The sequence below is a fragment of the Mycobacteroides sp. H003 genome, from assembly GCF_001440135.1.
Taxonomy (GTDB): domain Bacteria; phylum Actinomycetota; class Actinomycetes; order Mycobacteriales; family Mycobacteriaceae; genus Mycobacterium; species Mycobacterium gwanakae.
This window is the reverse complement of the sequence record NZ_LJYL01000013.1, coordinates 83,718-107,945: the sequence shown is the minus strand read 5'-3', so window position 1 is coordinate 107,945 and position 24,228 is coordinate 83,718. Positions and strand designations below refer to the sequence as shown.

At 64.6% G+C, this 24,228-nt stretch carries 23 protein-coding genes and 1 pseudogene; 17 read left to right on the top strand and 7 right to left on the bottom strand.

Translation table 11 applies throughout. The features are described 5' to 3' along the window. Positions 1-5: 5 nt before the first annotated feature. Positions 6-932: a PDR/VanB family oxidoreductase gene (locus tag AOT87_RS10495; protein WP_234795798.1), complete on the top strand. Its 927-nt coding sequence runs from the start codon at positions 6-8 to the stop codon at positions 930-932. On the opposite strand, the gene AOT87_RS10490 is transcribed toward AOT87_RS10495, so the two are convergent. Beyond that, positions 927-1,790, bottom strand: a complete 864-nt coding sequence (locus AOT87_RS10490) for an alpha/beta fold hydrolase (RefSeq protein ID WP_057966761.1) — start codon at positions 1,788-1,790, stop codon at positions 927-929. The genes AOT87_RS10495 and AOT87_RS10490 overlap by 6 nt on opposite strands. Next, the gene (locus AOT87_RS10485) at positions 1,787-3,565 is read right to left on the bottom strand and encodes an amidohydrolase family protein (protein WP_057966760.1); all 1,779 of its coding nucleotides are present in this window, start codon (positions 3,563-3,565) and stop codon (positions 1,787-1,789) included. The genes AOT87_RS10490 and AOT87_RS10485 overlap by 4 nt, the downstream gene beginning before the upstream one ends. A gap of 108 nt (positions 3,566-3,673) precedes the next feature. Here AOT87_RS10485 and AOT87_RS10480 point away from each other — a divergent pair, with 108 nt between their 5' ends. The 3 genes from AOT87_RS10480 to AOT87_RS10470 are packed head-to-tail and all read left to right on the top strand — an operon-like array spanning position 3,674 to position 6,209. Continuing rightward, positions 3,674-4,270: a TetR/AcrR family transcriptional regulator gene (locus AOT87_RS10480; RefSeq protein WP_057965221.1), complete on the top strand. Its 597-nt coding sequence runs from the start codon at positions 3,674-3,676 to the stop codon at positions 4,268-4,270. A 32-nt stretch (positions 4,271-4,302) separates the two neighbouring features. Then, positions 4,303-5,562, top strand: coding sequence for a phosphoribosylamine--glycine ligase (gene purD, locus AOT87_RS10475; RefSeq protein WP_057966759.1), 1,260 nt, complete (start codon positions 4,303-4,305; stop codon positions 5,560-5,562). A gap of 20 nt (positions 5,563-5,582) precedes the next feature. Beyond that, the gene (locus AOT87_RS10470) at positions 5,583-6,209 is read left to right on the top strand and encodes a hypothetical protein (protein ID WP_057966758.1); all 627 of its coding nucleotides are present in this window, start codon (positions 5,583-5,585) and stop codon (positions 6,207-6,209) included. Here AOT87_RS10470 and AOT87_RS10465 read toward each other — a convergent pair. Beyond that, positions 6,206-7,015: an alpha/beta hydrolase gene (locus tag AOT87_RS10465; RefSeq protein ID WP_030094192.1), complete on the bottom strand. Its 810-nt coding sequence runs from the start codon at positions 7,013-7,015 to the stop codon at positions 6,206-6,208. The genes AOT87_RS10470 and AOT87_RS10465 overlap by 4 nt on opposite strands. A 63-nt stretch (positions 7,016-7,078) precedes the next feature. Further along, positions 7,079-7,885, bottom strand: coding sequence for a hypothetical protein (locus tag AOT87_RS10460; protein ID WP_030094193.1), 807 nt, complete (start codon positions 7,883-7,885; stop codon positions 7,079-7,081). A 98-nt stretch (positions 7,886-7,983) separates the two neighbouring features. Between AOT87_RS10460 and AOT87_RS10455 the strand changes: the two genes are divergently transcribed. From AOT87_RS10455 to AOT87_RS10440, 4 genes and pseudogenes are all read left to right on the top strand, one after another. Next, positions 7,984-9,099: a pyridoxal phosphate-dependent aminotransferase gene (locus tag AOT87_RS10455; RefSeq protein ID WP_199344261.1), complete on the top strand. Its 1,116-nt coding sequence runs from the start codon at positions 7,984-7,986 to the stop codon at positions 9,097-9,099. 69 nt (positions 9,100-9,168) lie between these two features. Then, positions 9,169-9,852: a TetR family transcriptional regulator gene (locus AOT87_RS10450; protein ID WP_030094195.1), complete on the top strand. Its 684-nt coding sequence runs from the start codon at positions 9,169-9,171 to the stop codon at positions 9,850-9,852. A 9-nt stretch (positions 9,853-9,861) separates the two neighbouring features. Then, positions 9,862-11,280 (top strand): adenylosuccinate lyase, encoded by a 1,419-nt coding sequence (gene purB / locus AOT87_RS10445; RefSeq protein ID WP_057966756.1) that lies wholly within the window; start codon positions 9,862-9,864, stop codon positions 11,278-11,280. A gap of 3 nt (positions 11,281-11,283) precedes the next feature. After that, positions 11,284-12,515 (top strand): annotated as a pseudogene (locus AOT87_RS10440) (cytochrome P450). A gap of 14 nt (positions 12,516-12,529) precedes the next feature. On the opposite strand, the gene AOT87_RS10435 reads toward AOT87_RS10440, so the two are convergent. Continuing rightward, a complete protein-coding gene (locus tag AOT87_RS10435) occupies positions 12,530-13,156 on the bottom strand; it encodes a hypothetical protein (protein ID WP_057966755.1) in 627 nt (208 codons plus the stop codon). Between the two features lie 18 nt (positions 13,157-13,174). Here AOT87_RS10435 and AOT87_RS10430 point away from each other — a divergent pair, with 18 nt between their 5' ends. Genes AOT87_RS10430 through AOT87_RS10420 form a run of 3 tightly spaced genes read left to right on the top strand, consistent with a single transcriptional unit; the run spans position 13,175 to position 17,020 of the window. Beyond that, the gene (locus tag AOT87_RS10430) at positions 13,175-14,068 is read left to right on the top strand and encodes a phosphoribosylaminoimidazolesuccinocarboxamide synthase (protein ID WP_057966754.1); all 894 of its coding nucleotides are present in this window, start codon (positions 13,175-13,177) and stop codon (positions 14,066-14,068) included. After that, on the top strand, positions 14,065-16,194 hold the full coding sequence (locus AOT87_RS10425; protein ID WP_057966753.1) for a S9 family peptidase: 2,130 nt from the start codon (positions 14,065-14,067) through the stop codon (positions 16,192-16,194). The genes AOT87_RS10430 and AOT87_RS10425 overlap by 4 nt, the downstream gene beginning before the upstream one ends. A 4-nt stretch (positions 16,195-16,198) precedes the next feature. Then, on the top strand, positions 16,199-17,020 hold the full coding sequence (locus tag AOT87_RS10420; RefSeq protein ID WP_057966752.1) for an SDR family oxidoreductase: 822 nt from the start codon (positions 16,199-16,201) through the stop codon (positions 17,018-17,020). Here AOT87_RS10420 and AOT87_RS10415 read toward each other — a convergent pair. Further along, positions 17,013-18,416: a sugar porter family MFS transporter gene (locus tag AOT87_RS10415; protein WP_057966751.1), complete on the bottom strand. Its 1,404-nt coding sequence runs from the start codon at positions 18,414-18,416 to the stop codon at positions 17,013-17,015. The genes AOT87_RS10420 and AOT87_RS10415 overlap by 8 nt on opposite strands. Before the next feature lie 67 nt (positions 18,417-18,483). Here AOT87_RS10415 and AOT87_RS10410 point away from each other — a divergent pair, with 67 nt between their 5' ends. The 3 genes from AOT87_RS10410 to AOT87_RS10400 all read left to right on the top strand — a co-directional run bounded on the left by AOT87_RS10410 (position 18,484) and on the right by AOT87_RS10400 (position 21,589). Continuing rightward, the gene (locus tag AOT87_RS10410) at positions 18,484-18,972 is read left to right on the top strand and encodes a glutathione peroxidase (RefSeq protein WP_057966772.1); all 489 of its coding nucleotides are present in this window, start codon (positions 18,484-18,486) and stop codon (positions 18,970-18,972) included. 72 nt (positions 18,973-19,044) lie between these two features. Further along, the gene (locus AOT87_RS10405; RefSeq protein WP_057966750.1) at positions 19,045-19,749 is read left to right on the top strand and encodes a DUF2334 domain-containing protein; all 705 of its coding nucleotides are present in this window, start codon (positions 19,045-19,047) and stop codon (positions 19,747-19,749) included. Between the two features lie 181 nt (positions 19,750-19,930). Beyond that, positions 19,931-21,589, top strand: a complete 1,659-nt coding sequence (locus AOT87_RS10400) for an FAD-binding dehydrogenase (RefSeq protein ID WP_057966749.1) — start codon at positions 19,931-19,933, stop codon at positions 21,587-21,589. A 78-nt stretch (positions 21,590-21,667) separates the two neighbouring features. On the opposite strand, the gene AOT87_RS10395 is transcribed toward AOT87_RS10400, so the two are convergent. Further along, positions 21,668-22,318, bottom strand: coding sequence for an MBL fold metallo-hydrolase (locus AOT87_RS10395; RefSeq protein WP_057966748.1), 651 nt, complete (start codon positions 22,316-22,318; stop codon positions 21,668-21,670). A 50-nt stretch (positions 22,319-22,368) separates the two neighbouring features. Between AOT87_RS10395 and purS the strand changes: the two genes are divergently transcribed. The 3 genes from purS to AOT87_RS10380 all read left to right on the top strand — a co-directional run bounded on the left by purS (position 22,369) and on the right by AOT87_RS10380 (position 24,133). Next, positions 22,369-22,608 (top strand): phosphoribosylformylglycinamidine synthase subunit PurS, encoded by a 240-nt coding sequence (gene purS / locus AOT87_RS10390; protein WP_030094207.1) that lies wholly within the window; start codon positions 22,369-22,371, stop codon positions 22,606-22,608. Next, positions 22,605-23,279 carry a phosphoribosylformylglycinamidine synthase subunit PurQ gene (purQ, locus tag AOT87_RS10385; protein ID WP_057966747.1) on the top strand — a complete coding sequence of 225 codons (675 nt, stop codon included), beginning with the start codon at positions 22,605-22,607 and terminating at the stop codon, positions 23,277-23,279. The genes purS and purQ overlap by 4 nt, the downstream gene beginning before the upstream one ends. 212 nt (positions 23,280-23,491) lie before the next feature. Further along, positions 23,492-24,133, top strand: a complete 642-nt coding sequence (locus tag AOT87_RS10380) for a hypothetical protein (RefSeq protein WP_131727284.1) — start codon at positions 23,492-23,494, stop codon at positions 24,131-24,133. Positions 24,134-24,228: the final 95 nt, after the last annotated feature.

The following is a 24,228-nucleotide window of genomic DNA, read 5'->3' as shown; positions in this document are numbered from 1 at the left end:
GAGTGGTGGATCGTAGGGTGCTTGCCGGTGATTCGGATGTTGTACAGCTGACGCTTGTAGCCGATGATGACGAGCCGTTGCCGAGTTGGCATCCGGGGGCGCACATCGACGTCCACCTACCGTCGGGGCGAACACGCCAGTACTCCCTATGCGGTGATCCGCTGCAACCGCTAGAGTATCGAATCGCAGTGCGCCGCATCGAGAATGGAGGCGGTGGGTCCGTGGAAATACATGGGCTGGCCGCGGGTCATCGAATCGAGATCAGTGGTCCCCGCAATGCCTTTATGCTGGCGTTGCCCGGAGTGTCGTCGCGTGCCACAAGTCTGCACTTCATCGCCGGGGGCATCGGCATCACACCGATCTTGCCGATGATCCGGGTGGCTGAGCAGCTGGGTGTGCCCTGGACCTTGTGTTACACCGGTCGACATCGGGGCAGCTTGCCGTTCGTGGACGAACTGCTTGCGTTCGGAGACAAGGTGCGGGTGCGCACCGATGATCAGAGCGGATTGCCCTGTGCCGGTGAGCTTCTCGGCAGGTTTGACAGAAGAACGGCTGTCTATGTGTGCGGTCCGCCACTGATGGCGCAGTCGGTGATTCGAGCAATCCCGCTGGGCGTCGAGCTACACACCGAGCGATTCTCGCCGCTACCTGTCGCTGACGGTATGGCGTTCGAGGTGGAGTTGGCACGTACCGGAGACGTGCTGGCTGTCGCACCGCAGCAGACCGTGTTGGCCGCGTTGCGGGTCGCGCGGCCTAACATCGGGTATTCCTGCCAACAAGGGTTTTGCGGGACGTGCATACAGCGCGTGCTGTCCGGCGAGGTAGAGCATCGTGATGGAACCCTCACCGAGCAACAGCGAGCGGCGGGCCACATGTTGGTCTGCGTTTCGCGGGCGACATCTGCGGGCGCCCGGATTGTGGTGGACCTATAGTCCCGCGACTCGATTTGTATGCGCCCTAACATGCTCCAGCACTAGAGCCGCAGTTTCGCTCGGTCGTTCCGCTGCGATCCAGTGGGAGACACCATCGAGCACCTCGAATCGATAAGGCCCGTCGACGTATTTGGCGGTGTTTTCGGCGGCCCTGCGACCCAGCGCCGCATCGTCGGTGCTCCATACATACAAGGTCGGGATCTGGACCTGCCCAGGACCGGACGGCTTGGCATACCGCATAGCGCGGTACCAATTGATGGTCGCGGTGGCGGCGCCCGGCTCGCGTGCCAATTCCAGTGTTTCCTGGACCTTGGCGTCGCTGAGCCTCATATCGCGTGCCAACTTGCGGACGAGCAGGCCGTTCCCTGTGGTCTGTCGTTCCGGCAGCCACGGGATCTGGAAGAAGAGCATGTACCAAGACTTCAGAATCTGCCCGCGCGGCAAGGCGGAGAGAAACGCCCGTGGATGTGGCACCGAGAGAATGGATGCGGTGATCACGCGGTCGGCATGCTGGCCGGCTAGCTGCCATGCGACGGCAGCACCCCAGTCATGTCCCAGCACATGAAATTTCGGTACTTCGGCCTGATCGGCAAGTGCCAGGATGTCGCCGGCCAGCTTGTCGAGTGTGTAATTCCGTATGCCTTTGGGGCGGGCGCCGGGGGAGTAGCCCCGCTGGTCCGGGGCCAGCACCCGAAACCCGGCGGCGGTAAGGATCGGGATTACACCGCTCCAGCTGTCGGCCCGCTCGGGAAAACCGTGCAGCGCAACGATCACCGGTCCGTCGAGCGGGCCCTCGTCGATGACGTCGAAGGTCAGCCCGTCATTGGTGAACGTCGACAGGCGTGTCGCCGCGCTCATCGGACCGCGAGCTTCTCACCGGCCTTCAGATACCGGCCGGTCTGCAGATCGTGCCCGTACCCCTCGATGAACTCACCGAGACGGAACACCACCTTGCCGCCGACCGCGGTGGCAATGACGGTCTCGTCATTGCGGTTCACCATGCGAGACAGGTTGTCGAAGAACGGAGCCTGCGCCTCGTTGTAGGCATCGACGCTGCCGTCCAGCTTCTCCGGATCGATGATGACGAAATCGGCGCGGTCGCCCTCGCGCAGGTGTCCGGCGTCCAGCCCGAACCAGTCGGCCAGTTCGCCGGTGAGTCGATGCACGGTGTGGCCAAGGGACAAGACGGGTTTCCCGGCCTTCTGTGCGTCGTTCATGCGCTTGAGGAAGCGCAGGTGGAAGTTGTAGAACGCCATATTGCGCAGGTGCGCACCGGCATCGGAGAAGCCCATCTGGAAGTTGGGGTCCTTGGCCATCTCGTCGAGCACCTTGGGACGGTGGTTGCCGACGGTCGTCGTCCAGCGGACGTTCTTCTCGCCGTTCTCGACCAGGACGTCCAGGAAGGCATCCAGTCCCTCGATTCCGCGCTCATCACCGATCTGACCGAAGGTCTTGCCGATCAGCGAGGCATCGGGGCATTCCACGATGACGGCGTCGTGGAAGTCCTTGTGCCACAGGCCTGGCTTGTGCTTCTTGATGGCGAACTCGCGCCGGAATTTGCGGCGATACTCCTTGTCGGCCATCAGTTTGTTGCGCTCGAGCTGCTCCTTGATGTGCAGGGCGGCGGTGCCCGCACCGAACTCCTCGAACACCGGCAGGTCGATGCCGTCGGAGTACAGCGTGAACGGCACGGGCAGGTGCTGGAACTTGACGTTGGACTTGAAGATCTTGTTGCCGATTCGTGCTGCGGCGCTGAAGAACACGTTGGCGCCCTTGATGCTCTTGGAGTCGGCCGCGACCAGCAGGCTGACAGGAACAGCCTTGCGGCGCTTGAAGAAACGTGTTCCCGTGGACAGGAAGAACAGCACCGCGGTGGCCGGGTTGTTGATGTTCGGGGCGCTCTGCAGGATGCGGTCGCGCTTGCGCAGCACGTTGATGAGGCGCCACCGCTCATGCCACCATGCGTAGGTCGACGGCAGCGCGCGCGAGCGGTAGCGGTCCCCATCGAGCTTGTCGATCGGGGCGTCCATTCCCGACATCCCCAGCATGCCGGCATCGAGTGCCTTCTCGAGCATGTCAGCCATGCGGTCGAGTTCCGTGCGGGTGGGGAAGGACCAGTTGTTAGTGGCGCGGCCCAGTCCCATGACGGCGGTGCGCAGATCCGAATGCCCAAGGAAAGAGGTCACATTCGGGCCGAGCGGCAGCGCGTCGATCTTCTTGACGTAGCTTTCCGGATCGGTCCAGTCCTGGAACTCGTTGAGCGCGCCGATCACATGCTTGCGAGGCACCGCCTCCACGCGGCTGAACAGGTCGGCTGCGTCGTCGGGCTTGGCATAGACGGTCGACATGGAACAGCAGCCCAACACGATGGTGGTGACGCCGTGGCGCACCGACTCATCGAGGCCGGGGTTGAGCAGCACCTCGGCGTCGTAGTGGGTGTGCATATCGACGAACCCGGGCAGAACCCACTTGCCGCCGGCATCGATCACCTCGGGGCAATCGGTCTCGTCGAGGGGCGTGGTGGAGACGGTGGCAACGCGCCCCTCCTTGATACCGAGGTTGGCCCTACGAGGTTCGGAATTGGTGCCGTCGAACCAGAGGCCATCGCGAATGATCAGGTCGTAGTCGCTCATGGGGGCTGCCCTTCGTTGGGTGTTACGGCGAGTCTAAAAAAGATGGCAACCAATCACAATGTTAGTGATGGGCGCCACATTGGAGTTGCATTCCTCTAGTGTGCACCCGTGAGTCCCACCCAGGCCGAGCGCCGTGAATCCACGATCGCGAGACTGCTCGAATCCGGTATCGGCACCATCGCTGAGCTGGGATATTCGCGTGCCTCCGTGCAGCGGATCGCGAAGCGGGCCGGGCTCTCCTACGGGGCGCTGTTCCGGCATTTTCCGACTGTCGGTGAGTTCATGGCCGCGGTGGCGCGCGAGACGCTGCGTCGCCAGCTGGCCACCGTGCGCGCACAGTTCGACGAGGCGGGCGACCGCCTCACCGAATTCGAGGACGTAATGGCGGTGATGCGCTCGCTCAAGGAGGAGCCCATCAACGCCGTGCTCTACGAACTCATGGTGGCCGCGCGCACCGACACGCAGCTGCGGGAGACCTTGCAGGTCGCGGTCGCCGAGTACGGCGCTCAGATGGTCACGCTGGCGCGCTCGGTGCCGGGAACCGACCGGTTGTCCGACACGGAGCTGGTGACGTTGGTCTTCATGATCACCGACATGTTCGACGGGGAGGCACTGGTGAAGACGCTGCGTCCCTATCCGGAGCTCGTCGCGGGCAGGGACGAGTTGCTTGCCAAGCTACTGCGGGGATACCGCCCGGATGCATAGCCAGGCATACCCAAGCCGATAGGGTCTGGGGCATGCGCGTCCTTGTCATTGGGTCCGGTGGCCGTGAACACGCTCTGTTGATCGCTCTGAAGCGTGACCCGCACGTGGACTACCTGGCGGTAGCCCCGGGTAATGCGGGGACCTCAGCGGTGGCCGAACAGCATGCCGTCGACATCAGCTCCGGTGCCGAGGTCGCGGCGTTGGCCGCCAAGCTCAACATCGACCTCGTGGTGATCGGGCCCGAGGTGCCGTTGGTACTGGGCGTGGGTGACGCTGTTCGCGCGGCGGGTATCGCGTGCTTCGGCCCGTCGGCGGCCGCCGCTCGCATCGAGGGTTCCAAGGCCTTTGCCAAGGACGTCATGACGGCTGCGGGCGTGCGTACCGCGCGCAGTGAGATAGTAGACAACCCAGCGCATCTGGACGCCGCGCTGGACCGGTTCGCGAGCGAGCCGGCCTGGGTGGTCAAGGATGACGGGCTGGCCGCGGGTAAGGGTGTGGTGGTCACCGATGATCGCGCCGCGGCCCGCGCCCACGCCGCCAGCCTGCTCGACGACGGACATCCGGTGCTGCTGGAGTCCTTCCTGGACGGCCCCGAGGTTTCGCTGCTGTGCATCGTCGACGGCGAGACGGTGGTGCCGCTGCTGCCCGCACAGGACCACAAACGGGTCGGTGACGGCGACACCGGTCCGAACACCGGCGGCATGGGCGCCTACAGCCCGCTGCCCTGGCTGCCCGATGAGACCGTCACCGAAATTGTTGACACCATCCTCAAACCCGTTGCCGCTGAACTTGTTAAGCGTGGCAGTCGATTCTCTGGCGTGCTGTACGCCGGCCTGGCGATCACTTCGAACGGCCCCTCGGTCGTCGAATTCAATTGCCGCTTCGGCGATCCTGAGACCCAGGCGGTGTTGGCGCTGCTGGAATCACCGCTGGGGCAGCTGCTGAATGCCGCCGCGACCGGAACCCTCCCCGACTTCGGCCCGCTGCGCTGGCAGGACGGCAGTGCCGTGACCGTCGTGCTGGCCGCCGAGAACTATCCGCTGCGTCCGCGCACCGGCGATGTGATCACCGGCTCGGAGGCCGAGGGTGTCCTGCATGCCGGGACGGCCCGTCGGGAAGACGGGGCCGTCGTGTCCTCGGGTGGGCGGGTGCTTTCCGTCGTCGGCACCGGCAAGGACCTGCAGGCCGCACGCGCCGACGCCTACGCAAAGATCGAGGCAGTTCGCCTGCCCGGCAGTCACTTCCGTACTGATATCGGATTGGCTGCTGCCGAAGGGCGTATCAGCCTCTAGGGGGATGGCAAGGGGGATCGGTGGCACGTCGCAACTGGTATGCGCTGGGCGCGGCGGCGCTGGTGCTCGCCATGATCGTGCTGTTGGCGATCACCTGGCGGTCGAACCGATCGCAGGCGGTGCCGGCCCCGTACATCCACGAGCTGTCGTTGTGTACGGCCGTTCTCGCCGTGGCGGAGCGCGCAGAATCCGCGTACGACGACTTCTCGAAATTGACGAGGAATCGCACGTGGTCATGGGAGGACCCGCGGGTCGGGCCCGCTGCCTCGGCGTTCAGCACGGCGTTGCGGCGTGAGGCAGAGTCTTTACGGACGCTGATGCCGGACGATCATGCCGACCATGGACTGACTCTGGAGGCGGACATCCGTGGCATGGCAGAGAACGATGTTGTGCTCGCCGACAAGCTCGCCCGCCGTGACGGGCTCCTTTCGGTCGATGCATTGGTTCTCCGCTACGAATTCGCGCATCAGTCGGCGGCCCGCTCCTGCGACATAACCCGTGACTTCGAAGCCATCAGGCAGGAACAAGTACGCCAGTGCGAAGGACGCCGGTCGGGGTCGGTTGCCAATTGGTGGACGATGAGCTGCGTTCAGGAGCCTAAAGAGCCCTCGACGACCTTCGAGATCCCGCCAAACCCGGGGCTTTAGGCGGCCAGGATCGGTGCGATCCAGCCCAGCGCGAGTGGGACCTGCGACAGCCAGTACCCGCCCTCGTGTGCGCCTGGACCGAAATCTCCGGCCGGGGGCGCCGCCAGCTGCTCGGCGAAAACCTTACTGGCCGTGTAGAACCTGTCGTCATAGCCGGACGACACCCACACCGGCAGCCCGTTGAGCTGAGGCCGACCGAAAACCGAGTTCTCTTCCCAGTTCTCCTCGTTGTCAAAGGCGTCAGCGGTGGCCTCGGGGTAGGACAGCCATATCGACGGGGACACCGCGGCGACGGCTGCGGTTCGGGGTCCGCCCAGACGCGCACCGTTGAGCAGCGCGCCATAGCCGCCCGCGGACCAGCCCATGAAGGCCACCCGAGAGACGTCGAGGCCCTCCTGCTCGGCGAGCATCGGCAGGAACTCGTCGATGATCATCGCGCCGGGGTCGTCGCCGTTCTGATGCGGATGCCAGTAGCTGTTGCCCCCGTCGATCGCGGCGACCGCGAAGGGCGGCGCCCCGGCGGCGACCAGATCCCCGAGCATCCGCTCATATCCCCAGTAGATGGTCCGATCGGCGTTCTCGTCGCGGCCGTGCAACATGATCACCGGACGCACGGGCCAGTCGACTCCGGGTGGTCTGGCTACCTTCCATCCGGTGGGAGTGCCTCTGCGGGCCTCGGAGATGAAGGAACCGCTGGTGACATCGGCCGCGGCCCGTGCGGGTGCCGCGAGCGTCGGAAGAAGCGCAGCACCGGCCCCGAGCGCGGCACCCATCTGCAACAGGCGACGTCGGCTCATTTCGGTCACGGGATCGATAATGCCAGCGGATGGCAAACCCGTCGAGGTCCAGCCAACAGCGGGAGAACAGCCCTACGCGGTGAGCAGCGGCGACATCCACGCGAGCTCGGCGCCGATCTGTGAGCTCCAGAACGAGCCATCGTGACCGCCGGGGCTGAAGCCGCCCGCAGGTGGTGTCGGAAGCTGGGCGATGAACTGCTTGGTGGCGCTGTAGAACGGATCGCTGTCACCGCAGTCGATGCGCAGCGGAATGGAGTTCAGTGCGGCCAGCCCCCATACCGAGTTGGCGGCGTAGTCCTCGGGACCGTCGAAGGCGCCGGGTGCGGCGGCACCGGAGGATGTCCACAGCGCCGGGCTGACGGCGGTGATGGCGGCAGTTCGGCCGGCGCCCAGGCGTGAGCCCAGGAGCATGGCGCCGTATCCGCCCATCGACCAGCCCAGAAATGCGACACGCGAAGTATCGAGTCCCTGCTCGGCCAGCAGTGGGATGAATTCGTCCAGCACCATCGCCCCGGAGTCCTCACCCGAGGACCGCTTGTGCCAGTAACCGCCGCCGCCATCGACGCTCACCAGGGCGAAGGGCTTGGCTCCCGCCGTGACGGCCTGCGCCAGCATGTTCTCCACGCCGCCCTCCATGACTCCGGCGGCGGTCTGTCCCTTGCCGTGCAGCGCGATGATGGGCCGGATGGGGCCGGTTACCCCTGGTGGCCGGGCAATACGCCATTCGGTGCGGACACCGCCGCGCGCCGCCGAGACAAAGGAGCCCGCGGCAATGGCGCCGTCGGCATGGGCAGGGAAAGCCCCCAGACCGGCCAGTGCGGCACCGGCACCGGTTGCTGCGCCGAGCTTGAACAGGGAGCGTCGAGACAGATCACGCATGGGGACATCATGCCGGTTCCGTCCAGATCCAGATATTCGATACCGTCGCAGCCGTGGTAGGTCTCTCGCGGCGCTCGGACGTTCCGCCGTTCTATGTCATGGACGTGCTGACGGCGGCCGCCGCACGGCAGCGCACGCACGGAGACATGATCTCCCTGGCCGCAGGGCAGCCGTCGACCGGCGCACCCGCTGTGGTTCTCGATGCGATCCGAGAGGCTCTCGGCACGCAGGTGCTCGGATACACCGAAACACTCGGGTTGCCGGAACTGCGTGAGGCGATCGCCGGGTACCACCGCGAGCGTTCGGGTATCGAGGTCGAGGCGCAGGACGTCGTCGTCACCACGGGATCCTCGGGCGGATTCACGCTGTTGTTCCTCGCGGCCTTCGATGTGGGCGATACGGTCGTGATGACCCGGCCCGGTTACCCGGCATACCGTAATTGTCTTGCCGCGCTTGGCTGTCGGGTTGTCGAGATCGACTGCGGGCTCCAGACGCGTTACCAGCCGACGGTGGCGATGCTGGAAGCATTTTTGCAGGAGGAGGGTCGACCCCCTGCCGGTCTCATCGTCGCCAGTCCTGCCAACCCAACCGGCACCATCATCGACGCGAGGGAGCTGGAGGCCCTCGCGCTGTGGTGTGAAGCCAACGGCACACTGCTGATCTCCGACGAGATCTACCACGGGCTGTCCTACGGCGATCAAATGACTTCCAGTGCATGGGAATTCAGTCGAGAATCGGTGGTTATGGGCTCGGTGTCCAAGTACTTCTCGATGACGGGTTGGCGGTTGGGCTGGATGCTGGTGCCGCGCCGGTTCCTGCGTGCCGTCGACAGACTGTCCTCGAACTTCACAATCTGCCCGCCGGCTGTTTCGCAGTACGGTGCGCTGGCGGCGTTCAGCCCCGAGGCGCGCGTCGAGCTCGACGGGCATGTGCGCCGGTATGCGGCGAACCGGACGCTGCTCATCAGCGGTCTTATCAACGCGGGCATTACCAAGATCGCGCCGCCCGATGGCGCGTTCTACGCGTATGCCGATATTGAGCACCTGACCGGTAATGCCGAGCAGTGGTGTGCGGACCTGTTGGCGCGCACTGGGGTAGCCGTCGCGCCCGGCATCGACTTTGACACCGTGCGTGGTCACCACACCATCCGCCTGAGCTTCGCCGGCAGCACAGATGCGATCGAGGAGGCTCTGGTGCGACTCGGCAGGGCCTGATGTGGCCGCTTGCATGAGATAGCGCAAAACGCCCGTGGGGACGCGTCTCTGCTGGCAGCATGACATGACGTGACAGTCAGGCAACAGGTCGAGGTGTTCCCCGAAGGGAATGCCGCGCACCGTCCGCAAGCCACCCCGAAGGGGGAGCGACGGCGGCGGGCGTTGATCAGCGCTGCCGCTGATCTGTTGCGGGACAATGGCATTGATGCGGTTCGGCATCGGGCGGTGGCGCAGCGTGCCGGCCTGCCATTGGCCTCGACCACCTATTACTTCTCCTCGTTGGAGGACTTGATCGCGCGAGCTGTCGAACACGCGGGAACCCACGAGCTGGAGCAGATCCAGGAACGGCTGTCGCTGGTTCAGTATCGGCGCCGCGGAGCTGCCGCTACCGCCGAGGCGGTGGTGGAGCTGTTGTTCGGCACGCCGGGATTCGGTGGCGGGGAACAGTTGGTATCGCGGTACGAGCGTGAACTGGCGTGCAGTCGCCATCCCGAACTGCGCGAGGTGCAGCAGCGTCTCCGGGAACAGCGCGACGATGCCGTGGCGCAGGTGGTGCGCCGGTCCGGTCGGTCCATCGATAACGTCCGTGTCGCGGTGCTGATTTCGACCATCGATGGGGCGATGGTGGGTGCGCTCACCGAGGCGGCCAGTAGCCCACAGGCGACTGCCACGGCGATGTTGGTGGACGTCATCGATGTGCTCGCACCGTTGGAAGTGGAACAGCTGGCTGAGTCGATTTCCTTCCCCCCATAGACTCTGGTTGTGCAAATCCCTAACGTCCTGGCATCCCGGTACGCGAGCGATGCCATGGCAGCGCTCTGGTCGCCGCAATCAAAGGTGCTGTTGGAGCGCCAGTTGTGGATCGCTGTGCTGCGCGCACAACGCGATCTCGGCATCGACGTTCCCGACGGCGTTATCGAGGATTACGAGCGCGTGGTCGAGAAGGTTGACCTGGACTCCATCGCCGCCCGCGAGCGTGTCACCCGTCACGATGTCAAGGCTCGTATTGAGGAGTTCAATGCCCTCGCCGGGCATGAGCACATCCACAAGGGGATGACGAGCCGCGACCTCACCGAGAACGTGGAGCAGCTGCAGATCCGGCGGTCGCTGGAATATGTCCATGCCCACGGTGTCGCGGTGGTGGCGCGGCTCGCGCGTCACGCCGTCGAATACCGGGATGTGGTGATGGCCGGACGCAGTCACAACGTGGCCGCACAGGCCACCACATTGGGTAAGCGATTCGCATCGGCGGCCGACGAGACGTTGATCGCGCTCACTCGGTTGCGTGAGCTTCTCGACCGGTATCCGCTGCGTGGGATCAAGGGTCCCATGGGTACCGGGCAGGACATGCTCGATCTGTTCGACGGGGACGTGGTCAAGTTGGCCGCGTTGGAGCAGCGTATTGCCGAGCACCTCGGGTTCTCGGCTGCTCTGACCAGCGTTGGCCAGGTGTACCCACGCTCTCTGGACCACGATGTGGTGTCCGCGCTGGTGCAGCTCGGTGCCGGCCCCTCCTCGCTGGCGCACACCATTCGGCTGATGGCCGGGCACGAGCTGGTCACCGAGGGCTTCGCGCCCGGGCAGGTGGGTAGCTCGGCGATGCCTCACAAGATGAACACCCGCAGCTGTGAACGGGTCAACGGCTTGCAGGTGATTCTGCGTGGGTATGGCTCCATGGCTGCGGAACTGGCTGGGGCGCAATGGAATGAAGGCGATGTGTTCTGCTCGGTGGTGCGGCGTGTCGCGCTGCCCGATGCCTTCTTTGCCATCGACGGGATGATCGAGACATTCCTGACGGTGCTCGACGAGTTCGGTGCTTACCCGGCGGTGATCGATCGGGAGCTGCGTCGCTACCTGCCGTTCCTGGCGACCACCAAGGTGCTGATGGCTGCGGTGCGCGCCGGGGTTGGACGCGAAGAAGCCCACGAGGTCATCAAGGAGCATGCCGTCGCGACAGCGCTCGCTATGCGTGAAAAGGGTGCCGAACCAGACCTTTTGGGCTTGCTGGCCGAAGATCCGAGGCTGCCGCTGGACGCTGCGACCCTGGAAGCTGCGCTGGCAGATCGGGCCTCGTTCACCGGTGCCGCAGCCGACCAGGTCGATCGGGTGGTGGCCGATGTTGCCGCGCTTGTCGACGCCTACCCCGAGGCCGCGGCCTACAACCCGGGTGCCATTCTGTAGTTCATGGGCTGCGCGGCTCTTCGTGGCATAGACCTGACCGACCTGGACAACTTCGCCGGCGGGTTTCCGCACGCCCTGTTCGCACAGCATCGGCGCGAGGCGCCGGTGTACTGGCACGCGCCCACCGAGAACACCCCGGACAACGAGGGCTTCTGGTCGGTGGCCACTTATGCGGAACCTTTGAGGTGCTGCGTGATCCGGTGATGTACTCATCGGTGACCGGGGGTGACCGGCCCTACGGCGGCACCCTCATACAGGACCTGCCGATCGCCGGGCAGGTGCTCAACATGATGGATGATCCGCGACACCGCCAGATCCGCAAGTTGGTGAGCTCCGGACTGACCCCACGCATGATCCAGCGGGTCGAGGATGACTTGCGGGTGCGCTGCCGGGCGCTCTTGGACGCGGTGCAGCCGACCGTGCCGTTTGATTTCCTTGTCGATATCGCCGCAGAGCTGCCCATGCAGATGATCTGCATCCTGCTGGGGGTACCGGAGTCTGAACGGCATTGGCTGTTCGAGGCGGTTGAGCCCAGTTTCGACTTCGGTAAGTCACGGCAATCGCACGTCACCAGCTCTTTGGGCGATCCCAGCTCCGGTATGTATCAATATGGTTCGGAGTTGGTTGCATCGAAACGTGCGGCGCCCGCCGACGACATGTTGTCTGTGGTTGCCAATGCGACGGTCGATGATCCGGACGCGCCCGCGCTGTCGGACGCCGAACTCTATCTGTTCTTCTGCCTGTTGTTCAGTGCCGGTGCCGAGACCACGCGCAATGCCATTGCCGGTGGCCTGTTGGCACTGCTGGACAACCCCGGCCAATTCCGTTCCCTGCGTGAAGATCTTGCGCTGCTGCCGACGGCTATCGAGGAGATGCTGCGCTGGACCTCGCCGTCACCGTCCAAGCGCAGGACGGCAACCGCTGATGTGATGTTGGGCGGGCGGCAGATCGTCGCAGGACAGAAGGTAGTGGTCTGGGAGGGCTCGGCGAATCGCGATGCGCTGGTTTTCGACCGGCCGGACGTCTTCGACATCACGCGCAAACCGAATCCTCACTTAGGCTTTGGACAGGGCGTGCATTTCTGTCTGGGGGCACATCTGGCTCGTCTGGAGCTGCGAGTGGTGTTCGAGGAGCTGCTGCCGCGTTTTGCGTCATTGCAACTGGCCGGGCCGGTGGAATGGACGCGCAGTAACCGGCATACCGGTATCCGCCATCTGCTTGTGGCGGCCTCCTAACGCGCCGTGATCGGCTAGGAGGTGCGCCAGGTTTTCGGTGTGCTGATACCCGAGGCCCTCAATTCGATGGCCGCCAGGCCCCGCATCGACGCGGTGTCCTGAGCGCGCCAGGCCGCCACCGGATCGGGCGTGACCACCGCCAGCTTCTTCAGCGGCCGGTTGGCGAGTGCCCGCAGGGCCAGCAGCTGTTCACCGGCGGGGGTGGCCGCCAGCTGTACCGCGACCAGCTTGCGGCGAAAGAACCTGATCCGCAAAAAGATCCACGGCCCTGCGAACGCCAGAATGGGAGGCGCGGCGACGGCGATCGCCAAAACGATCGCCAGCCAGGTCGCAGTGGTGTCCAGGTTGTGGCCGGCCCCGGCCAAATCGGCGGCCGCCTCGCTGGCCGCACGTAACGGTCCGCCCACCTTGTCGCCCACCAAGGGGATCCGGTGTGCGCTGTCGCCGGCGGAGTTCAGGTTGTCCGAAATACCATCGGCGCCATCCTTCACCTGCCGGCCTACCTCGGCGATCGTCGACACCGCGGCGTGCACAGCAAGCCCGACGAACACCCAGATCGTGCTCCAGATCGCGACCGCTACATCGCTGAACAACTGGCCGAGCAACCGTCCCGGTCGGGTCGAGTAGGGCAGGAATCGCATGAATCGTAGGATGGCACGATGCGTCCTCCGCTGTCCGATTACCAGCATGTGGCCAGCGGAAAGGTCCGTGAGCTGTACCGAGTCGACGGCGAGCACCTGCTGTTCGTCGCTACCGACCGAATTTCCGCGTTCGATTTCGTCCTGGACACGCCGATACCGGACAAGGGGCGCATCCTCACCGCGATGAGCGTCTTCTTCTTCGGGCTGCTGACCGTGCCGAACCATCTGGCCGGACCGCCCGATGACCCGCGCATACCCGAGGAGGTGCTGGGCCGGGCGCTGCTGGTGCGCCGGCTCGACATGCTCCCGGTGGAGTGTGTGGCACGTGGATACCTCACCGGGTCCGGACTGCTGGACTACCAGCGCACCGGTGCGGTGTGCGGTCACGTGCTGCCACAGGGGCTTGGTGAGGCCAGTCGACTGGATCCGCCGTTGTTCACCCCGGCGACGAAGGCCGACATCGGAGAGCACGATATGAATGTCGATTTCGCCGCCGTGGTGGATCTTGTCGGCGGCGTGCGTGCCAACCAACTGCGCGACGAGACGATCAAGATCTACACCAGGGCCGCAGCACATGCCCTGCACAAGGGAATCATCTTGGCCGACACAAAATTCGAGTTCGGTGTCGATATCGAAGGCACCCTGGTGCTGGCCGATGAGGTGTTCACCCCCGACTCGTCCAGGTACTGGGACGCGGCCAACTACAAGGCGGGTGTGGTGCAGGACAGCTTCGACAAGCAGTTCGTGCGCAACTGGCTCACCGGTCCCGAATCGGGATGGGATCGCGCGTCGGATACGCCGCCGCCGCCATTGCCTGAGGCGGTGGCGGTAGCCACCCGCGAGCGGTACATCGAGGCATATGAACGCATCTCGGGGCTCAGCTTCGCTGATTGGATCGGCCCGTCGGCGTGAGCGGGCCCGTACGCCCGCCCACCGCGAACCGCATCGACACCCTGCGCGAGTACCACGGGGATACCTTCGTCGATCCGTACGAATGGATGCGCGCGAAGGAGAGCCCAGAGGTCATCGCGCACCTGGAGGCAGAGAACGCCTACGTCGATGACCAGCTTGGCCACCTAGAAGGCCTGCGCAACAGCATCTTCGGCGAGATCAAGTCCCGCACCAAGGAGACGGATCTCTCGATTCCCACTCGGATGGGGCAGTGGTGGTACTACGCCCGAAGCTTCGAGGGCAAGCAGTACGGTACTCATTGTCGTTGTCCGATAGGCGAATCCGTCGGAATCGACAGCTGGCGGCCTCCGGCGCTGGATCACGATGTTCCTGGCGAGCAGATCCTGCTCGATGGCAACGTGGAAGCCGAGGGGCACGACTTCTTCTCCCTGGGAGCTGCGACCGTCAGCCCCGACGGGAACACGTTGGCCTACTCGGTCGACGTCGTCGGCCACGAGATGTACACCCTGCGCTTCAAGGATCTGCGGACCGGGCAGATGTACCCGGACGAGATCACCGACATCGGTGCCGGCGCAACCTGGGCGATGGACAGTCGCACCCTGTATTACCCGGTGATCGATGAAGCGTTCCGGCCCTACGCTATTCGCAGGTACACCTTGGGTAGTGATACGGAGCCCGTCGAGGTGTTCTCCGAGCCGGACGAGCGTTTCTGGATCGGCGTGGGCCGTACCCGTAGTGACCGCTTTGTCGCCATCAGCGTGCACTCGTCGGTGACGTCCGAGATCCTGATCGGCGACGCCGAAGACCCCGCGACCATCTTCTCTCCAGTCTGGCTGCGCCGCACCGGTATCGAATACACCGTCGATCACGTTGTGGTCGGCGGTGAGGATCGGCTCCTGATCCTGCATAACGACGGGGCGGTGAACTTCGCGCTCGCTGACCTACCGTGCGCCGCGGTCGCCGACGGACCAGCCGACCCGGCACTGGCCCGCACCCTGATCGCCCATCGTGACGATGTGCGCCTGGACGGTGTGGAAGCCTTCGCCGAGCGTTTCGTGATCGGCTATCGCCGAGAAGCGCTGCCACGCATCCAGGTATGGCCGATTGAGGCCGACGGATACGGTGCGCCGCAGGAGGTCGAGTTCGACTCGGAGCTCATGCTGTCCGGTCTGGGCGACAACCCCGAATGGAACTCACCGCTGCTGCGTGTGGGTTGCACATCCTTCATCACACCGACGCGGGTGTACGACCTCGACGTACACACCGGGGAACGCACGCTGCTCAAGGAACAACCCGTTCTCGGCGGTTATCGCCGGGACGACTATGTGGAGCGACGGGAATGGGCGGTTGCCCAGGACGGCACCCGGATACCGCTGTCGGTGGTTCATCGCACGGACACTCGTGAACCGGCGCCGACCATCCTCTACGGGTATGGCGCCTACGAGATGTGCGAGGACCCGCAGTTCAGCATTGGACGCCTCTCGCTGCTGGACAGGGGAGTGGTGTTCGTCATCGCCCACGTGCGCGGTGGCGGTGAGATGGGCCGCCTCTGGTACGAGGACGGCAAGATGCTGCACAAGAAGCACAGCTTCACCGACTTCGTAGCGGCAGCACGACATCTCGTTGATGCTGGAATTGCGTTGCCGGACAGGCTCGCGGCGTGGGGCGGGAGCGCGGGCGGTCTGTTGGTGGGTGCCGCCGTGAACCTGGCGCCCGAACTGTTCGCCGGGGTGCTGGCGCAAGTGCCCTTCGTGGATCCGGTCACCACCATCTGTGACCCGACGCTGCCGCTCACCGTTACCGAATGGGACGAGTGGGGAAATCCCCTGGAAGACAAGGATGTCTACGACTACATCAAGTCGTACTCGCCATACGAGAACATTCGTGCCGCCGAGTATCCGACCATTCTCGCGATGACGTCACTGCATGATTCGCGGGTGCTGTACGTCGAACCGGCCAAATGGGTTGCCGAGCTGCGGCACACGACTACAGGCGATCGTCCCATCTTGATGCGCACCGAGATGACGGCCGGGCACGGCGGTATCAGTGGACGCTACGAGCGCTGGAAAGAAAGCGCATTTCAGCTCGCCTGGGTACTCGATGTTCTTGGTGCCGTGAAGGAGTAGTCGGTTGTCCGACGAAGTCGTCGTTGTCACCGGCGCTGGTGGGATGGGCAAGGTCATCGCCCGCCGCCAGGGCATCGGTAAGACCCTGGTGATCGCGGACTACAACGAGCAGGCACTGCGAGCGGTCGTCGACGAGCTGAAGGCCGATGGACACAACGTCATCGGGCACCGCGTTGACGTTTCCTTGCGCGAGTCGGTATCCGGGCTCGCCGCCGTCGCCGCAGAGCTTGGGCGGGTCACCCAGGTGGCGCACACCGCCGGTCTCTCTCCGGCGCAGGCCCCGGCACAAGCCATTCTGGCCGTCGACCTGGTGGGGGTGGCCCTGGTTCTGGAGGAGTTCGGCAACGTCGTGTCCTCCGGCGGCGCGGGTGTGGTGATCGCCAGCATGGCCGGCCATATGCCCATGGAACTCTCGGCCGAGCAGGAGCGGGAACTGGCGAGCACCGGCGCTGAGGATCTGCTCGCGCTACCGTACGTTCAGAGCATCGAGTATCCCGCGGTTGCCTACCAGTTATCGAAGCGCGCCAACCATATTCGCGTGCGAGCACTTGCCCGGCAATGGGGTGCGCGCGACGCCCGACTCAACTCGATCAGCCCGGGGGTGGTGTCCACCAAGATGGGACACCAGGAACTCGCCTCGGAGACCGGTGCCGTCACCAAGGCCATGATCGACGGATCGGCGACCAGACGGATCGGCACGCCCGACGATATTGCCGCGGCAGCGGCCTTCCTGCTCGGTACCGAGGCGTCGTACATCACCGGGACCGATCTTTTGGTCGACGGAGGAGTGGTCGCCGCGGTGCGGTCCGGCCAGCTGTTCAGATGATGGCCGAATCCATGTCTTCCAGTGTCCGGCCCTTGGTTTCGTTCACCCAGCGCGCCACGAATACCAGCGACACCACCGCGCAGATCGCGTAGAACCCGTAGGCGATTCCCAACGAGTCGCGCAGCGCGGGGAAGCTGACGGTCACCAGCCAGTTGGCAGCCCAGTTTCCGGCCGTGGCCACTCCCATGGCCGCCGCCCGGATTCGGTTGGGGAAGATCTCGCCGAGCAGCACCCACACCACCGGGCCCCAGGACATTCCGAACGCCACGACAAACAGGTTGGCAGCCACCAACGCGACGGGTCCGGCGACGGGTCCCAGGTGCGGCTTGCCGTCCAGGACGGTGGCCGAACTGAAGACGATTGCCATCGTGCTGAGCGTCACGGCCATCCCGGCCGAACCAATGAGCAGCAAGGGCTTGCGGCCCACCCGGTCGATCAACGCGATGGCCACCAGCGTTGTGGCGATGTTCGTGATGGAGGTGATAACCGTGATGGTGAAGGACGAGCTCTCGCCGAATCCGACGGCCTGCCACAGCACATTCGAGTAATAGAAGATCACGTTGATCCCTACTAGCTGCTGAAATACCGCCAGCGCCACACCAACCCACACGATGCCGTACAGACCACCGGTGGGCTTGCGTAGATCACGCCACGAGGGCGCGGTGCTCTGGTCGAGAGTTTCCTGGATTCGGGTGATCGTGATGTCCAGGTTCTTCTCCCCGAGCAGCCTCGTCAGCACCGTGCGTGCCTCGGGAATTCTGTGGGTGGCAACGAGATAACGAGGTGACTCGGGGATGGTGAAGGCCAGCGCGCCGTAGACGAGCGCCGGCAGCGCCATCGCGAGAAACATCCAGCGCCATGCCGGGAGGCCCAACCACAATTCACTGCGCGATCCACCCGCGATATGCGCCAGCAGCCAGTCAACGGTGAGGGACAGGAAGATGCCGGTGACGATTGCCAGTTGTTGTAGAGAACCCAACCGGCCACGGATGTTCGACGGTGAGGTCTCTGCGATGTAGGCCGGTGCGATCAGCGAGGCGACACCCACCCCCACTCCGCCGATCACGCGAAAGATGACGAGCAATTCGATGTTGGTGGACAGCCCGGCGCCGACCGCGCTCAGCAGGAACAGCGCGGCGGCGATCTTCATGACCGCCACCCGCCCGATCCTGTCGGCCACGCGGCCGGCCGTCATGGCACCGACAGCGGCCCCGAGGAGCGCGGACGCGACCGCGAATCCCAGCTCCGCATCCCGGATGGCGAACTCGTCCTGGATCGCCTGTACGGCGCCGTTGATGACCGCGCTGTCGTACCCGAAGAGCAGTCCGCCCAGCGCCGCCACCGAGGCGATCCGCAGGGCACTGCGACCTGAGGAGAACTCGTCCTCCTCGCTCATATGACCTCCCGCAACGTTGCGTAATGTGCGAACAGTCAACCATCGCAACACCGGTAACGTGGTGAGCATGTCCGATCTCGCCTCCATTCCGTTGACCGCACTCGACGGCGCAGAGCTGTCACTTGCCGATTTCGGTGATAACGCCGTGCTGGTCGTCAACGTCGCGTCCAAATGTGGCCTCACCCCGCAGTACGCGGCTCTGGAAAAGCTGGCCACCGATTACGCCGACCGTGGCCTGACAGTGCTGGGCGTGCCGTGTAACCAATTCATGGGGCAGGAGCCCGGGACGGCGGAGGAGATTCAGACGTTCTGCTCCACCACCTACGGGGTGAGCTTCCCGCTGCTGGAGAAGACTGATGTCAACGGTGAGAGCCGGCATCCGCTGTACGCCGAGCTCACCAAGACCGCTGATGCCGAAGGCACGGCCGGGGACGTGCAGTGGAACTTCGAGAAGTTCTTGATCGCGCGGGACGGTTCGGTGGTCAACCGGTTTCGGCCGACGACGGTGCCGGATGCTCCCGAGGTGATCGCGGCCATCGAGAAGGAGCTGGGGTAGCGCGCCGGAGCGTTCTTTTCGATGCGGGGTGTCTGACACCTTGCGTACATCTGGAGTTGCCACACTGGCGGCATGGCAGGACAGCTGCTGGTATCGGTGTCGGGAATCTGCGATCGCACTCTCGACGAGATCGCTGTATTTACTGAGGAAATGGATAAGCGGTCGATTCCGCTGTCGTTCCTCGTGTCCCCGCGCTTGAAGGGCAAGTACCGCCTCGTGGAGGACCAGCCGACGGTCGACTGGCTGGCCGCACGCCGGTCGCGGGGCGATGCCATCGTCCTGCACGGATACGACCAGGCGGCCACCAAGAAGCGTCGCGATGAGTTCGCCGCGTTGCCCGCACACGAGGCCAACCTGCGTTTGATGGCTGCCGACCGTGTGATGGAGCAGACCGGCCTGCGTACGCGCCTGTTCGCGGCACCGGGGTGGATGGCCTCGGCCGGCGCAGTGGAAATGCTGCCGCGCAACGGTTTCCGTCTGAATATCGGACTTTCCGAGATCACCGACCTGGTCCATGGCACCTCGGTGCGGGCTCGGGTGCTGGGTATCGGCGAGGGATTCCTCTCCGAGCCCTGGTGGTGCCGGATGCTGGTGCTCTCGGCCGCGCGGACCGCGCGCCGCGACGGTGTGGTGCGTGTGGCCATCTCGGCCAAGCACCTTCGTAAGCCCGGTCCGCGGCAAGCCATGATCGACGCCATCGACCTCTCGCTGCTGCACGGCTCGGTTCCGGGCGTTTACGAATGGTCGCCCAAGCAGGTATTGCACAGCGTGGCCTAGTCGCTACAGTTTGCCCAGTCTCTTACTCGGGAATCGTGGCGATCGCCTCGAACTGCGATTTCGACGGAAGCTTCAACGGCATGCCGCATGTGCTGCCCCGACGCGCGGGACATGGCTTTGTGCTTTCACCGCAAGGTAGTTGGACCTTTTAATCGTCAATCGACCCCGCTACGGTGAACCGGTGAGTGACGCGAGTTCCGATGTCATCGTCGTCGGCGCAGGTCTTGCCGGATTGGTGGCGACCTGTGAGTTGGTGGACCGCGGCAAGAATGTCGTCATCGTCGAGCAGGAGAACGCCGCCAATCTGGGCGGGCAGGCGTACTGGTCGTTCGGAGGCCTGTTCTTCGTCAACAGTCCTGAACAGCGTCGCCTGGGCATCAAGGACTCCCACGAGCTGGCTTTGCAGGATTGGCTCGGTACCGCCGGCTTCGATCGGCCGGAGGACCACTGGCCTCGTCAATGGGCACACGCGTATGTCGACTTCGCCGCAGGCGAGAAGCGAAGTTGGCTGCGCGCCAGGGGGTTACAAACATTTCCCGTGGTGGCGTGGGCCGAACGCGGCGGTAAGGACGCGCTGGGGCCGGGCAACTCGGTTCCGCGATTCCATATCACCTGGGGCACCGGGCCCGGCCTGGTGGAGATCTTCGCCCGGCGCGTGCTCGCCGCTGTGGACCGGGGGCAAGTGCGCCTCGCCTACCGCCACCAGGTCGATGAGCTGATCGTCGAACAAGGCGCCGCCGTGGGTGTCCGCGGCACCGTGCTGGAGCCTTCCACCGACGCGAGGGGTATCGCTTCCTCGCGAACAGCAGTGGGAGAGTTTGAGTTCCGTGCGCAAGCCGTCATCGTGACCAGTGGCGGCATCGGGGCCAACCACGATCTCGTGCGGGCCAACTGGCCCGAGCGGATGGGACGTGTTCCGGAGCAGCTGTTGACCGGCGTGCCCGCGCATGTCGATGGGCGCATGCTCGGGATCTCGGTTGGTGCGGGTGCCCACCTGATCAACCGTGACCGCATGTGGCATTACACCGAGGGCATCACCAACTACGACCCGGTCTGGCCGGGTCACGGGATTCGCATCCTTCCCGGTCCCTCATCACTCTGGTTGGACGCCAATGGATCTCGAATTCCAGCGCCCTTGTTCCCCGGATTCGACACCTTGGGCACGTTGGAGCACATCTGCCGTAGCGGGCACGACTACTCGTGGTTCATCCTGAATGCGCGGATTATCGCCAAGGAGTTCGCACTGTCGGGGCAAGAGCAGAATCCCGACCTCACGGGCAAGGATGTGCGGGGGGTGCTCCGGCGTGGCAAGGCCGGCGCGCCGGCGCCGGTGCAGGCGTTCGTCGATAAGGGCGTCGACTTCGTCAGTGCCACGAATCTGCCCGATCTGGTAGCCAAGATGAACGCGCTGCCGGACGTCACCCCGCTGGACTACGCGACGATCGCTCAGCAGGTAACGGCACGCGATCGTGAGGTGGCCAACCCGTTCGGCAAGGACCCGCAGATAGCCGCCATCCGCGCCGCGCGTGGGTATCTCGCCGATCGGATTGTCCGGGTGGTGGCTCCGCACCGCCTCACCGACCCCAAGGCGGGTCCGTTGATCGCCGTCAAGTTGCATATCTTGACCCGAAAGACGTTGGGCGGCTTGGAGACTGATCTGGATTCGCGGGTGTTGCGGGCCGACGGAAGTTGCTTCGAGGGCCTGTATGCGGCTGGAGAGGTCGCCGGGTTCGGCGGCGGCGGTGTGCACGGATATCGCGCCTTGGAGGGCACGTTCCTGGGCGGCTGCATCTTCAGCGGACGGGCCGCGGGCCGGGGCGCCGCCGAGGATATCGGCTAGGGTGCTCATCGAAACCGGGGTTCTGGCGAAAATGTGCGAGACGATCCCGCCACAACCTCGGTTTCGGCGCTGAAGGGGCTAGAACACCACCGCGTCCTCGTGCGGCAGCACCTGGAAGTCGGCGTCAGACATCTCGCGAAACCGCGTGTAGAAGAACGGGTATGCGGCCTCCTGCAAGATGCCCTGGTGGATCGGCACCGCCCGAGCAGGGTTGACCGCGCGCAGGTATTCGATGGCCTCGGACACCTTCATCCACGGCGCCGCCGCCGGCAGCGCCAGCACGTCGACCTCCTCGCCGGGAGTGAAGAGCGCGTCGCCCGGGTGCATGAGCCGCGCGGGATGGCCGGCGTCGCCGATCAGATACGAGGTGTTGTCGATGAGTGGGATCTCCGGATGGATGACCGCGTGCTGCCCACCCACCCCACGCACACTCAGATCCGCGACGGTGAAGCTATCACCGGCATGCACCGCTTGCCACGGCTCGCCCAGCTGCGCCGCCGTCATTGGGTCGGCGTACAGCGCGGCCCCCGGGTTGGCGTAGACCAGCGCGGGTAGCCGTGCCAGGTCCACATGGTCGGGATGCTGATGTGTGATCAGGATGGCCGACAGGCCGGTGATGCCCTCGAATCCGTGCGAGAAGTTGCCCGGATCAAACAGCAGGGTCGTGCTCCCATTTTCAGACGGAAATTCTGCCAGCAGGCACGAATGCCCGAAGTGGGTCAGCTGCATGAAGGGAGTCTAGGCGGGATGTGTCCGGGCCCACACGGTAAAGTCAGGCCGTGGCCCGAGTCGTCGTAAACGTCATGCCGAAACCCGAGATCCTGGACCCGCAGGGGCAAGCGATCGTGGGCGCACTCGCCCGCCTTGGCTATGCCGGTGTGGCAGACGTCCGGCAGGGCAAGCGCTTTGAGTTGGAGTTCGAGGGCGAAATCGGTGACGCCGATCTCGAGTCGATCGCCGAGGCGCTGCTCGCCAACACCGTCATCGAGGACTGGGAAATCGTGCGGGAGTCCGAATGACCCCACGCATCGGTGTCATCACGTTCCCCGGCACCCTCGATGACGTCGACGCAGCCCGTGCGGCCGGGCTCTCCGGTGCCGAGGCGGTCTCGTTGTGGCACGACGATGCCGACCTGAAGTCCGTCGATGCGGTGATCGTGCCCGGTGGCTTTTCCTACGGCGATTACCTGCGTGCCGGGGCCATCGCGCGGTTCGCCCCCGTGATGCGTTCCGTGGTTGATGCCGCCGCACAAGGCCTGCCAATCCTGGGTATCTGCAATGGTTTCCAGGTGCTGTGCGAAGCAGGCCTGCTGCCTGGTGCATTGACACGTAACGCCGGATTGCACTTCGTATGCCGCGACGTGTGGCTGGGCGTCGACGCCAACAACACGGCGTGGTCGTCTCGGTACGACAAGGGTGCCGACATCCTGGTGCCACTGAAGTCCGGTGAAGGCCGGTACGTGGCCTCCGATGAGGTGCTCGACGAGTTGGAGGGCGAAGGCCGGGTGGTCTTCCGCTACCGCGAGAACCCCAACGGGTCGATGCGCGATATCGCGGGGATTTCCTCGGCCAATGGCCGCGTGGTGGGGCTCATGCCGCACCCGGAGCATGCGACCGAGCCGCTGACCGGCCCGAGCGATGACGGGCTCGGCATTTTTTACTCGGCGCTCGACGCCGTGCTCAGCGCCTAATTTCCTTCGCCGGTAGGCGTTGCTGACGGTCCGGCGTGACGGCTGTTTGGCACTGTCTGACCCGGTGGTTCATTGTCACGGTGCTCGATCGTGCATGGCGGTGGAGCGGCGATAGATGGCAAAGCTCAAACCAGCGTTTATCTGCGTATCTACTGGACAATTGCGCAATTATCCCTTCTTACAGTTATGCTCCCGTCAACTGAGGAGGGAGCATGTCTATGGGTCAGGCAGCCAGGGCTACGCGGCGGAGCGCGGTGCTCGTCGTATCGATTGTGATCGCGATTCTCGGATTCGCCGGGACGGCGAATGCCGACAGCGCATTGGCCGACAAACCAAGCTCTGAGTTGATTTCCCTGCTTCCGGACGACGCCATCCCGGCAGACTGGAAGGTGGAGAAGGACGATCTCGCCGGTGCGACCAGTAGTGGTGACCAGTTGTGTCACCAGGCTGGTGATGCGAATGGCGCCAAGGTCAACTTTCTGGTTCGTCTGCGAGCGTTGTCGCACTGTACAGAATCGATCGATGTCCTTTACGGCAAAGAGAACCCCGGGGTCGACATGATCGCGTGGGCGAAGTCCATCGTGCCGGCGCAGGGGTTGAACACCTTGGAGATGGGCACCGTTTCGGTGCAGGTTTCGTCCGCGCCCGGCCCGAACACCGCGCCGTATCCGTCGGTCACGGCGCTGATGCGGCCCGCCGACATGGACCAAGAGATTCCCGGCCAGCTGATGACGTGGGTTCGAGTTCGTGGACTGCTGGTTGTCGTGCGATCCTTCGCGTGGGATGCGGGTGAGGGGCGGGCGAGGCTCGACCGGGTCGTGCACTCGGCGATCGGGAAACTCCAGGCCGTGTGATCTTCCCGCTGCACACCTTTGAGCGACGGGGACGATAACGAATTGCTTTGTCGCACAAAGGTGGGCATACACGAGTGTGTTAGAGCCGGGGCTCG

What these genes read in the sequence shown, in the direction of transcription:
- AOT87_RS10490 (WP_057966761.1), bottom strand. Translation starts at nt 1,790, where the DNA reads ATGAGCGCGGCGACACGCCTGTCGACGTTCACCAATGACGGGCTGACC.
- AOT87_RS10485 (WP_057966760.1), bottom strand. Translation starts at nt 3,565, where the DNA reads ATGAGCGACTACGACCTGATCATTCGCGATGGCCTCTGGTTCGACGGC.
- purD (WP_057966759.1), top strand. Translation starts at nt 4,303, where the DNA reads ATGCGCGTCCTTGTCATTGGGTCCGGTGGCCGTGAACACGCTCTGTTG.
- AOT87_RS10460 (WP_030094193.1), bottom strand. Translation starts at nt 7,885, where the DNA reads ATGCGTGATCTGTCTCGACGCTCCCTGTTCAAGCTCGGCGCAGCAACC.
- AOT87_RS10455 (WP_199344261.1), top strand. Translation starts at nt 7,984, where the DNA reads ATGGACGTGCTGACGGCGGCCGCCGCACGGCAGCGCACGCACGGAGAC.
- AOT87_RS10435 (WP_057966755.1), bottom strand. Translation starts at nt 13,156, where the DNA reads ATGCGATTCCTGCCCTACTCGACCCGACCGGGACGGTTGCTCGGCCAG.
- AOT87_RS10430 (WP_057966754.1), top strand. Translation starts at nt 13,175, where the DNA reads ATGCGTCCTCCGCTGTCCGATTACCAGCATGTGGCCAGCGGAAAGGTC.
- AOT87_RS10415 (WP_057966751.1), bottom strand. Translation starts at nt 18,416, where the DNA reads ATGAGCGAGGAGGACGAGTTCTCCTCAGGTCGCAGTGCCCTGCGGATC.
- AOT87_RS10410 (WP_057966772.1), top strand. Translation starts at nt 18,484, where the DNA reads ATGTCCGATCTCGCCTCCATTCCGTTGACCGCACTCGACGGCGCAGAG.
- AOT87_RS10405 (WP_057966750.1), top strand. Translation starts at nt 19,045, where the DNA reads ATGGCAGGACAGCTGCTGGTATCGGTGTCGGGAATCTGCGATCGCACT.
- AOT87_RS10395 (WP_057966748.1), bottom strand. Translation starts at nt 22,318, where the DNA reads ATGCAGCTGACCCACTTCGGGCATTCGTGCCTGCTGGCAGAATTTCCG.
- purQ (WP_057966747.1), top strand. Translation starts at nt 22,605, where the DNA reads ATGACCCCACGCATCGGTGTCATCACGTTCCCCGGCACCCTCGATGAC.
- AOT87_RS10380 (WP_131727284.1), top strand. Translation starts at nt 23,492, where the DNA reads ATGTCTATGGGTCAGGCAGCCAGGGCTACGCGGCGGAGCGCGGTGCTC.